Origin of the sequence: Pseudomonas sp. BAV 4579, from assembly GCF_009765395.1 — a bacterium.
Lineage (GTDB): Bacteria > Pseudomonadota > Gammaproteobacteria > Pseudomonadales > Pseudomonadaceae > Chryseomonas > Chryseomonas aestiva.
This window is the reverse complement of the sequence record NZ_WHOV01000047.1, coordinates 58,468-68,842: the sequence shown is the minus strand read 5'-3', so window position 1 is coordinate 68,842 and position 10,375 is coordinate 58,468. Positions and strand designations below refer to the sequence as shown.

General features: G+C 67.3%; 12 protein-coding genes. 5 read left to right on the top strand and 7 right to left on the bottom strand.

The genetic code is table 11. The features are described from left to right. Both GSQ95_RS11735 and GSQ95_RS11730 read left to right on the top strand, forming a co-directional pair. Positions 1-752, top strand: a 752-nt coding sequence (locus GSQ95_RS11735) for a MoxR family ATPase (RefSeq protein ID WP_158973802.1), incomplete at its 5' end; no start/stop codon positions are given. Continuing rightward, positions 749-1,543 carry a hypothetical protein gene (locus GSQ95_RS11730; protein WP_158893277.1) on the top strand — a complete coding sequence of 265 codons (795 nt, stop codon included), beginning with the start codon at positions 749-751 and terminating at the stop codon, positions 1,541-1,543. The genes GSQ95_RS11735 and GSQ95_RS11730, both read left to right, overlap by 4 nt. Here GSQ95_RS11730 and GSQ95_RS11725 read toward each other — a convergent pair. Both GSQ95_RS11725 and GSQ95_RS11720 read right to left on the bottom strand, forming a co-directional pair. Then, positions 1,528-1,890 (bottom strand): PilZ domain-containing protein, encoded by a 363-nt coding sequence (locus tag GSQ95_RS11725; RefSeq protein ID WP_158893279.1) that lies wholly within the window; start codon positions 1,888-1,890, stop codon positions 1,528-1,530. The two genes, GSQ95_RS11730 and GSQ95_RS11725, sit on opposite strands and share 16 nt — an antisense overlap. A gap of 56 nt (positions 1,891-1,946) precedes the next feature. Then, positions 1,947-2,333 carry a tol-pal system YbgF family protein gene (locus tag GSQ95_RS11720; RefSeq protein WP_133862536.1) on the bottom strand — a complete coding sequence of 129 codons (387 nt, stop codon included), beginning with the start codon at positions 2,331-2,333 and terminating at the stop codon, positions 1,947-1,949. 196 nt (positions 2,334-2,529) lie between these two features. On the opposite strand from GSQ95_RS11720, the gene pyk reads away from it, so the two are divergent. Further along, positions 2,530-3,981, top strand: coding sequence for a pyruvate kinase (pyk, locus tag GSQ95_RS11715; RefSeq protein WP_133862537.1), 1,452 nt, complete (start codon positions 2,530-2,532; stop codon positions 3,979-3,981). Positions 3,982-4,079: 98 nt separating this feature from the next. Here the strand turns inward: pyk and GSQ95_RS26125 are convergent, their stop codons facing one another. Then, complete coding sequence (locus GSQ95_RS26125; RefSeq protein ID WP_178118427.1) at positions 4,080-4,250, bottom strand: hypothetical protein; 171 nt, start codon at positions 4,248-4,250, stop codon at positions 4,080-4,082. Positions 4,251-4,374: 124 nt separating this feature from the next. Between GSQ95_RS26125 and GSQ95_RS11710 the strand changes: the two genes are divergently transcribed. Beyond that, positions 4,375-6,990, top strand: coding sequence for a DEAD/DEAH box helicase (locus GSQ95_RS11710; RefSeq protein WP_158893281.1), 2,616 nt, complete (start codon positions 4,375-4,377; stop codon positions 6,988-6,990). Between the two features lie 79 nt (positions 6,991-7,069). Here GSQ95_RS11710 and GSQ95_RS11705 read toward each other — a convergent pair whose 3' ends face one another. After that, the gene (locus GSQ95_RS11705) at positions 7,070-7,543 is read right to left on the bottom strand and encodes a phosphate-starvation-inducible protein PsiE (RefSeq protein WP_133862539.1); all 474 of its coding nucleotides are present in this window, start codon (positions 7,541-7,543) and stop codon (positions 7,070-7,072) included. A gap of 207 nt (positions 7,544-7,750) precedes the next feature. Between GSQ95_RS11705 and GSQ95_RS11700 the strand changes: the two genes are divergently transcribed. Then, entirely contained in the window at positions 7,751-8,557 is an 807-nt protein-coding gene (locus GSQ95_RS11700) for a SirB1 family protein (RefSeq protein ID WP_158893283.1), read from the top strand. Here GSQ95_RS11700 and GSQ95_RS11695 read toward each other — a convergent pair. The 3 genes from GSQ95_RS11695 to GSQ95_RS11685 form a co-directional block, all read right to left on the bottom strand. Then, positions 8,554-9,243, bottom strand: a complete 690-nt coding sequence (locus GSQ95_RS11695) for an LrgB family protein (RefSeq protein WP_158893285.1) — start codon at positions 9,241-9,243, stop codon at positions 8,554-8,556. The genes GSQ95_RS11700 and GSQ95_RS11695 overlap by 4 nt on opposite strands. After that, positions 9,236-9,619 carry a CidA/LrgA family protein gene (locus GSQ95_RS11690; RefSeq protein WP_178118428.1) on the bottom strand — a complete coding sequence of 128 codons (384 nt, stop codon included), beginning with the start codon at positions 9,617-9,619 and terminating at the stop codon, positions 9,236-9,238. Before GSQ95_RS11690 ends, GSQ95_RS11695 begins: the two co-directional genes overlap by 8 nt. Before the next feature lie 112 nt (positions 9,620-9,731). Continuing rightward, positions 9,732-10,181: a flavodoxin gene (locus GSQ95_RS11685; RefSeq protein ID WP_158893289.1), complete on the bottom strand. Its 450-nt coding sequence runs from the start codon at positions 10,179-10,181 to the stop codon at positions 9,732-9,734. Positions 10,182-10,375 lie beyond the last annotated feature (194 nt).

The window sequence follows — 10,375 nt, the reverse complement described above, 5'->3', positions numbered from 1 at the left end:
GCTTCGCCCGGCTGCAGTGCCATCCCGGCCTGACCGCTGCCGAGGTGGCCGGCGAAATCGTCACGGACGTCGGCAGCGACAGTGCCCGGCTGCGGCGGGGCCCGCTGTTCAATTCCCTGGTCCTGCTCGAAGAGCTGCAGCGGGCTCCGCCAGTGATCCTCAATCTGCTGGACGACGCCCTGCAGGGGCGCCAGCTGAGTCTGGGCGGCCGCCCGGTGCCCTTGCCAGCGCCCTTCATGGTGATCGCTACCCGCTCCTCGGGCAGCGACCTGCCGCTGGCGCTACGGGATCGCTTCCTGGCGCACCTGCGACTGGAGTGGCCGGCGGAGGGCCAGGAGCTCGCCGCCCTGCGCCAGGCTGTCCAGCAGGGTCACGGCGATCCCCTGGAAGCCGCGACCCTGCGCCCGCTGCTGCAGGCGCGGGATCTGCCAGCCCTGCAGCGCCTGGTGGCCGGTCTGCCGGTCGCGGAGCCGGTCCTTGAGCATGCCGTGCGCCTGATCCGTCTCACCCGGGAGTGGCCGGCCTTCGAGCAGGGCGCCGGGCCGCGCGCCGGCCAGGCCTTGCTGCGTCTGGCTCAGGCACAGGCTTTTCTGCGGGGTGGCGACAGCGTGACGCCCGAGGATGTACGCACCCTGCTGCCCGCCGTGCTGCGTCCACGCCTGCGGCTGACGCCAGAGCGCGAATTCGAGGGCGACAGCCTGGATGGCCAGATCCTCAAGCTGCTGGGGCAGTGTCCGGCACCGCGCCCATGATCCAGCGCTGGCTGCCCCTGGCGCTGGGCGCCCTGGCCCTGCTCAGCCTGATCCTCGGCGGGCTGGCGCCGCCGCGCTGGCAGACCCTGCCGGCCGCAGGGGCGCTGCTGCTCCTGGGGCTGGCCCTGCTGGAGCGCCGGCACTGGCGGCAGAACCGGGCGAATCCGCTCACCGCGCAGCCAGCCAGGGCACGCCTGCGGGCGAACACACCGGTGCAGCTGCTGATCGCCAGTCCGGGACTGGCAAAGACCGACGGGCACGGAAGCCGCGAACAGGCGCTGGGCTTCTGCCAGGCGCTGGCGGTCAGTGGCAATGAGCTGCGGCTCTACGGCCTCGATCCCGAGCTGCGCCTGCTGGCAGCGACCACGCCCGCTCGGCCCCTGAAGCCTGCGGTCCTTCCGCGGTCGGTCCCAGGCGCGACGGCTGATCTCAGGGCGGCGCTGGCGCGGCTTTGCAGCCAGGCGCAACCCGGCAGTGTCCTGGTGGTCCTGGCGCCACTGGATGAAGCCAGGGTGGCCTGGCTCGGTCGCCTGGATCTGGGCCGACGCGGCCTGCAGCTCTGGCTGGTCGACACCGCGCTGGAGGAGCTGTCAGAGCCCGACGACATCCGTACCTGGCGCGACGCCTGCCGCTATGCCGAGGCCTGGCAGACCAGGACTCAGGGCGAGCGTCTGGCCGCGCGCCTGGCGCGAAGGGGAATCCGCTGGCTGCCTGCCAGCGCGACGGCGGATCTGCAGACCCGCCTGTTGCAGCTATGGAATGCCGGTGAACCGGATCAGACCGCCGACTGAGAAAGACGGCCGAAGGTGAAATAGTGCTGCAGCACCCCGATCAGCTCGGCGAATTCGGCCGGTGGCTCGGCGACGCTGAAGCCGGAATCGTAATTGCCCGGGGTCACGTCTTCGTGGCTCCACTGGCAACGGGCATCGAAGTCGACGAAGTGCAGCTGACCGTCCTGTCCGGGGATCTTCAGCCGCAGTTCGAAGCGCGCATTCACCAGCATGGGCAGCTGGCTGATCATCAGCAACCCCTCGCGGGAGATATTGCCGATGTAGCCCATGGGCTTGTCGGTGAAGCGGTTGAACACCTTCAGATAGTAGGGCAGCTGATGGCGCTCGATACGACGATTCTGAGTCATGGTGCGATTCATCCTGCACACGGTAAAGCCACTTTACCGACAACGTCCTGGAAAGCTCAGCGCTGCGGTAGTTTTCGCACCGGTTGGGGCGTCGCAACGGCCGTTCCGCCATCTAGCCCCAATTGGCGCAGGGTGTCCAGTCGGGCCTGGGCCCGAAAGGCGTATTCGCTGGCCGGAAACCGGACCTGGATGAAACGATAGGTCTGAGCGGCGTCGGCGTACAGCTGCTGCTGCTCGAGACACTGGCCACGCAGCATGGAGAATTCCGGCTGCAGCCAGGGGCGGGCGCGACCCTTGCGCTCGGCCTGGGAGATCTGCAGCAGGGCATTGGTGCAGTCGCCTTCAGCATAGGACTTGTAGGCGGCGTCGAGATAGGAATTCATCGAAACGCTGGTGCAGCCGGTCAGGCCGAACAGCAGGAACAGGCAGAGATAAGGGCGCATGGAAAGTCCTCCTGCTCGCTAGATCGGCGCCCGGGCGCGCTTCTTGAGGGCAAACGACCATTGGTGTGACGGAGCTGCGAAAAGCCGTCATGTGCTGGCCACGCGACAGCGCTACAATGAGGTGCGCTTCGTGTTCTACGTCGACTCGGCGCTGAGGCGCCGACTCATGGTTGCAATCCGCTAAAGGAAAGACTGCATGATTTATCGCCGTACCAAGATCGTCGCCACCCTCGGCCCGGCCAGCAATTCTCCGGAAGTCCTCGAGCAGCTCATCATCGCCGGCATCGACGTCGCCCGCCTGAACTTCTCGCATGGAACGCCCGACGAGCACCGGGCCCGTGGTCAGCTGGTACGGGATCTCGCCGCCAAGCACGGTCGCCATGTCGCCCTGCTCGGCGACCTCCAGGGTCCGAAGATCCGCATCGCCAAGTTCGTCAACAAGCGCATCGAACTCAAGGTCGGCGATCCCTTCCGCCTGTCCATCGCCCACCCCCGCACCGAAGGCACCGAAGAAGTGGTCGGCATCGACTACCCGGGCCTGGTCACCGACTGCCGCGTGGGTGACGAACTGCTGCTGGACGATGGCCGCGTGGTCCTGCGCGTGGAAGGCATGACCGCCACCGAACTGCATTGCACCACTCTGATCGGCGGCCCGCTGTCCGATCACAAGGGTATCAACCGCCGTGGCGGCGGTCTCACCGCCCCCGCGCTGACCGACAAGGACCGGGACGACATCAAGCTGGCCGCCTCCATGGAGGTCGACTACCTGGCCGTGTCCTTCCCGCGTGATGCCGAAGACATGCACGAAGCCCGGCGCCTGATGGAAGCCGCCGGTGGCAAGTCCTGGCTGGTGGCCAAGATCGAACGCGCCGAAGCCGTGGCCGACGACGAAGCCCTGGACGGGCTGATCCATGCCAGTGACGCCGTGATGGTGGCCCGGGGCGACCTGGGCGTGGAAATCGGCGACGCCGAGCTGGTGGGCATCCAGAAGCGCATCATTTCCCACGCCCGGCGCCTCAACAAGGCGGTGATCACCGCGACCCAGATGATGGAGTCGATGATCAGCAGCCCGATGCCGACCCGTGCGGAAGTCTCCGACGTGGCCAACGCCGTGCTGGACAACACCGACGCGGTGATGCTCTCCGCCGAAAGCGCCGCCGGCCAGTACCCGGTGGAAGCGGTCAAGGCCATGGCGCGCGTCTGCGTCGGTGCCGAGAAGCAGCCCACCAGCAAGCTGTCCAGCCACCGCCTGGGCCATACCTTCACCCGTTGGGACGAGAGTATCGCCCTGGCCTCCATCTACGTGGCCAACCACTTCCCCGGCGTGAAGGCGATCATCAGCCTGACCGACACCGGTTACACCCCGCTGATCATGTCGCGCCTGCGCTCCTCGGTGCCGATCTTCTCCTTCGCCTCCAGCCGCGCCACCCAGGCCCGCACCGCGCTGTTCCGCAACGTGCACACCATCCCCTTCGACCCGACCACCATGCCGGCGAACAAGGTGAGCCAGGCGGCGGTGGACGAGTTGCTCAAGCGTGGCATCGTCGAGCACGGCGACTGGGTGATCCTCACCAAGGGCGACAGCTACACCAAGCGTGACGGCACCAACACCATGAAGATGTACCGCGTGGGCGATCTGCTGGTCTGATCCCTGCCGCCGGTCCTTGACCGGTGCTGACGAAAAGCCCCGAACAGGCGACTGCTCGGGGCTTTTTCTTGGGTGCGGGTGGCACCTAAAGGGCAGCGCTAGAGACCCTTGAAGGCGAGGTAGGCCAGGTGCAAGGCCGCCGCACCCAGCACGCCCAGGCTACAGACGATGAGGATGCCACGCTGCAGCGAGCGCAAGCGCCCCTCACGGCGGGCCGCCAGGCGCGTGGCATTGAGCAGCACAACGTTGGCCAACGGTGATTCACGCATCGTTTCGCTCCCCAGGTATCTTAATGCACTATATTCTCATTCTCACATAGATCAAGGGAGTCCGACGAGCGACTGCCGGACTGTGGCAGAATAGCCGGTTTGGTGCGAACAGCCTGGGTGAACGATGGCGTTACGTTTCGAACGGCTCAAGTGGCAGGACTGGAAAGGCGCCTTTACGGAGCGCAACTACGAGCGCGGCCGGCGCCTGGCACTCGACGGCCTGGTGCAGCTGCGCTCGGCGGCCAGGGGCCAGCTCTATGCCGAGTGCAGCAGCCCGGCCGGACCGGCTTATCGACAGGCGATCAGCCTGCGTGCGGGCGAGACCGCCTGGCGGGTCGACGCCCGCTGCACCTGCCCGGTCGGCCGCAACTGCAAGCATGCCGCCGCCGCCCTCATCGAGCTCGAACGGCTGCAACGCAGCGAGACCGACCTGCCGGTCACGCCGGTTGCCAATCCGGAGCTGCCGCAACCGGTCCTGATCCTCGGCAGCCATACCCAGATCGATTACGACCGGCACATCGGCAAGATGCGACCCACGGTGCGCCATCGCGCCGCCCTGGCCTTCGCCTATGGCCCGCGGCGATTGTTCGGTGCCCCGCCGCGCACCCCGGACGCCGCCTATCCCGTGCGGCAGTTGCCGACCGAACAACGCTGGCGGCAAATGCTGCTCGATCACGGCCTGCGCCTGGCCACCCGGCGCAGCGCCGCGCTGCCCGACGACAGTGGCGAGATGTTCGAATTGCCGGACGACCCCGCCTGGCTCAGATTCGTGCAGCAGGTCATCCCCGGTCTGCGCGAAGCCGGCTGGCAGATCGAGGCCCATCCCGAATTCACCTTCGACCTGACCCCGGTGGAAGGCTGGTACGGTCACCTCGAAGAGGTGCAGGATCCGACCGCTGCGAACGGCCAGTTCGATGTCGAGCTGGGTATCCGCCTGGGCCAGCGCCGCGTCAGCCTGATTCCGCTGCTGATCGACGCCCTGCGCCGCGAACCCTCCCAGTACGAGCCGGCGATGCTGGCCAAGCGCGCCGACGACGAACCCGTGTTGTTGCGCATCGATCCTCCGCGCCTCGCCGGTCCGCAGGGCCGGGTGCAACGGGTCGCCGTGCCCCTGGGTCGGCTCAAGCCGATCCTGCAGATCCTCGGCGAGCTCTATGCCACCGACCGCCTCCCCCAGGACCGTGCCCTGCGCCTGCCGCGCCTGGACGCCGCGCGCCTGGCCGAGCTGGACGAGCGCCTGCCGCTGGAATGGGAAGGCGGTGAACGCCTGCGCAGCTTCGCCGAGCGGCTGCGCAGCTATGCCGCCGAGCCCGTCGTCCTGCCGGACACCCTGCACGCCGAACTGCGCCCCTATCAGCGCGACGGCGTAGCCTGGCTGCAAGCGCTGCGCGAACTGGACGTGGGCGGCATCCTCGCCGACGACATGGGCCTGGGCAAGACGCTGCAGACCCTGGCGCACATCCTCGTCGAACAGGCCGCCGGGCGGCTGACCGCACCAGCATTGATCGTCATGCCGACCAGCCTGATCCCCAACTGGCAGGACGAGATCGCCCGCTTCGCCCCCGGCCTGCGCGTGCTGACGCTGCAGGGCAGCGCCCGCAGCAGTCGCTTCGAGCGGATTCCGGAGCACGATGTGGTGCTCACCACCTATGCCCTGTTGCCCCGCGATGCCGAGCGGCTGGCCGACTACGATTTCCACCTGCTGGTGCTGGACGAGGCCCAGTCGATCAAGAATGCCGCCACCAAGGCGGCCCAGGCCGCCCGCCACCTGCGTGCCCGCCATCGTCTCTGCCTGACCGGCACGCCGCTGGAAAACCACCTGGGCGAACTCTGGTCGCAATTCCACTTCCTGATGCCCGGCTGGCTGGGCGATGAGAAAGGCTTCAAGCAGGCCTATCGCATTCCGGTGGAGCGCGAAGGCGATGTGCAGCGCCTGGCGGCGCTCAAGGCACGGGTGCGGCCCTTCATGCTGCGCCGCACCAAGCAGCGGGTCGCCAGCGAGTTGCCACCCAAGACCGAGATCGTCCAGCTGGTCGAGCTGAGCACCGCGCAGCGCGAGCGCTACGAAGACCTGCGGCTGCTGCTCGACGAACGGGTTCGCGCCGAGATCGCCCGTCAGGGCATAGGTCGCAGCCAGCTGCTGATCCTCGATGCCCTACTGCGGCTGCGCCAGGTCTGCTGCGATCTGCGCCTGGTGCCCAACGAAGACGCCAGCGTGGCCAAGCCCTCGGCGAAACTGGCGGCGCTGAACGAGCGCCTCGACGCCCTGCTCCCCGGCGGCAGTCGGGTCCTGGTGTTCTCCCAGTTCACCAGCATGCTCGATCTCATCGCCGCCGACCTCGACCAGCGCGGCATCGAGTACGTCACCCTGACCGGCGAAACCCGGGATCGGCGTACCCCGGTGCAGCGCTTCCAGAGTGGCGAGGTGCCGGTGTTCCTGCTCAGTCTCAAGGCCGGCGGCAGCGGTCTCAACCTGACGGCGGCGGACACGGTGATCCACTTCGATCCCTGGTGGAATCCGGCCGCCGAGCAGCAGGCCAGCGACCGCGCCTACCGCATCGGCCAGGATCGTCCGGTGTTCGTCTACAAGCTGATCGCCCGCGGTACGCTGGAAGAACGCATCCAGCAGCTGCAGCAGGAAAAGGCCCGGCTCAGCGCCGGTATCCTCAGCGAGAACAGCGGCGACTGGCGCCTGACCGAAAGCGACCTGGCCCAGCTGCTGGCACCGATGGATCGCTAGCAAGCCAGGCCGACTGTCGCTCCTGACGACGCGAGGCAACCGGCGGCGTCAGGAGCAGAGCGGGAAAGCCCGCGCGGCGCTACTTGTCGCCCGCACCCTCGCCCACCACATCCCCCGTCGCATCCAGCACCTTGCTGGAGGGGAATCTGTTCGAGGCGACGCGGACCGCCAGCACCGACAGCGACAACAGAAAGATGCCGCCGCAGAGATACAGCAGCCCGACATCCGGCGGCCGATGATGAGAGACATCACCGATCAGGTAGCGGGTCAGGGCAGTGATGGCGATATAGAGCAGAAAGCGGATGGGCAGGTGGTTGGTCTTGAAGTAGATGCCGACCATGGCACCCAGCTCCAGATAGATGAAGAGCAGCAGGATGTCATCGATGCTCGCCTGGCCCTTGTTGAACATCTCCATGAAGGCCATCACCGAGGCCCAGGCCGTGGCCGCGCCAATGGCGAACAGGCCGAAGTAGTGGAAGCCTTCCACCATCAGGTTGCCGAGGGAGTTCGCCCCGTCGTGCATGCGCTTGCGACCGCTGTCTGCCCATTTCATGGCCTGCCACCCCACAGCCGTGCACCAATACACCCACCTGCAGACTCGTCCATGTTGAAATTCCCGTTCTCAAGGTTGCTCTGGCACCAGCCGCTCTTATAGCGAGAAGCCGGACCGCCGACCAGTGCGCAACTGTCGCAGACTGGACGGCCTGCCGCTGGCAGGCTAAAACCTGAGGAAAAGCCCGCAAGGGCTCTGGAGTCTACTGTGGAAGCGCGTCTATCCTGCCTCGCCTGCCTGGACCGGCCCGATCCCCGGCTGCTGGAAGCCGCCCTGTGGATCGCGGCCGAACACCATGACCAGATCGATCCGCCGGCCCTGCTGCACTCGCTGGACGATCTGGCGCTGCGCCTGGTCGCCACCCTGGATGGCGATGCCAGTCACTCCGAGCGAGCCCAGGCCTTGTTGCGGCAGCTGTGCGATGCCGGCTTTCGCGCCGCCGAGTGGCCCCTGAATCCCACCGCCGCCCTGCTCGACGAGGTCCTGGCGCGGCGGCGCGGCCAACCCCTGTCGATCGCGCTGGTAGCCCTGGAACTGGCCCGGCGCCTGGAGATCAACCTGCAGGGCATCGGCTTTCCCGGGCATTTCCTGCTGCGCGTCCCCGGCGCGGATCACCTGCTCGAACCCTTTGGCGGACGCCGCCTGTACATGAACGACTGCCGTCAGTTGCTGGTGGATCAGTTCGGTCCCACCGCGCAACTGCAGGCGAGCTACCTGGCGCCCCTCGGTCCGCGGCAGATGATGCAGCGCCTCTCGCGCAACCTGCGTGAACTGCATCGCCAGGGCGACCAGCCGCTGGCCGCGCTCAAGGATGCCCAGCGGGTCATCGAGCTGGGCGCGGTCGGCGTCATCGATCACCTGGCGCGCGCCGACCTCTACCGCCAACTCGACTGCCCCCAGGCCGAGCGCTACGACCTGCAGCACGCCCTGCTGATCAGCGAAGACGATGCCGAACGCGAGCAGGTGCGACGGCGGCTGGAACAATTGGGCGCGCCTTCCGCCACCCTGCACTAGCCGCGCAGCAACCAGAGCACCAGCTGGGCGCCGAGCAGATTGCTCAGCCCGGCCAGCACCATGACCAGTCCGGCCACGGTGCCCTCCTCCAGACCGACCTCGTAGGCCTTGCTGGTCCCTACCCCATGGGCGCCCATGCCGAACAGGGCACCGCGGGCCAGGGCCGACTTGAGCGGCAGCAGCTTGATCAGCAGGCTGCCGAGGATGGCGCCACCCAGGCCGGTGATCATCACGAAGGCCGCGGTCAACTCGGGGACACCCCCCACGGTGGCGGACATCGGCATGGCGAAGGGGGTGCTGATGGAGCGCGGCAGCATGGACAGCAGCACCCGGTCATCGAGCAGCAGCAGCCGGGCCAGCAGCCAGGAACTGCCAATGGCCACGCCACTGCCCACGCAGAGGCCGGCCAGCAACGCCTGCCAGTAGCGCGCCAGCAAGCGGCGTTGCTGCCAGATCGGCACGGCAAAGGCCACCGTCGCCGGTCCCAGCAGGGTGATCAGCCAGTGGCTGTAGTGGGCGTATTCGGCATAGCTCACCTGCTGCCAGAGCGTGGCGGCATAGAGCAGCACCGTGACGAAGATGATCGGACTGACCACATACCAGCGCAGGCGCGCATAGAGCACGCGGCTCACCACGTACCCGGCCACCGTCAGCAGGAGCCAGAACAGTCCCGGCAGATCAAGCATCGCGACGCCCCCGGCGGCGGAACATCCAGTCCACGGTACAGGCGGTCGCGACCATGGTCAGCACCGTACTGAGCAGGATGGCCAGCAGGATGCGCACGCCTTCCTGCCGCAGCAGCGGACCGTAGTCGAGCAGACTCAGCAGGGCGGGAATGAAGAAAAGCAGCATCTCACCCAGCAGCAGGCGCACGCCGCCCTGCAGCCACTCGGGCTCGACGATGCGCGCGGCCAGCAGCACCAGCAGCATGACCAGGCCCACCACGCCGCCCGGGACCGGCAAGGCGAAAGAGGTGGCCAGCCAGGTACCCACGGCCCACAGCGCGCCCAATCCGCACAGCTCCAGAGCCAGGCGCAGATATCTATTCACCCAGGGCTCCATCTCAAATCTTCATCAGGCGCTCAAGGATACCTAGGCTGAGGGGACGAGGACAGCAGACCGGGCCAGGCGGCGGGACCAGCACGGGTAAAGCAGCTTTGCGGCCTGGGCAAGATCAGCCCAGGGCGACGATGACCGCGGCGACCCAGCGCTCGGCATCTTCGTCCGGCGTCACCGTTTCACTGGCATCGATGCGCAGCATGGGCAGCAGTTCGCGCAGCCCCTGCTCGGCGAACAATTCCTGCATCAGCTCGCCGCCGCCGCAATAGGTGTCGCCATAGCTGGAATCACCCAGGGCCAGCACCGCGCCGGGCCGTCCGGACCAGGGCGGCAACCGATCGCGCAGCTGGAAATACAGGGATTCCAGGTTGGCGGGCAATTCGCCCATGCCGGTGGTGGAGGTAATGGCCAGCAAGGCTTCGGGTGCGAAGGCCTCCAGGCTGCCGAGATCGGCGTTGGGCTGGTGCCAGACCTCATGGCCAGCCGCGGTCAACCGCGCCTTCACCTGTCGGGCGATATCTTCCGCGGTGCCATAGACCGAGCCATTCAACAGTGCGACTTTCATACGGACCTCTTGCGTGGAATCCCGTCCAGTATGCCTGGCGCGGCCCGGCTTGGCGCTCCGTCAGCAAGATGGCTCCGCTGGCAACCCCGGCTGCAGCCAGGGGTCTCAAGGCTTGTTATGCTAGCGCCGCCTGCTACCCCAGGCGTTTTCGCCACCTGTCCGCCTACCCGGCGGCATGACGGCATCCGGCCGAT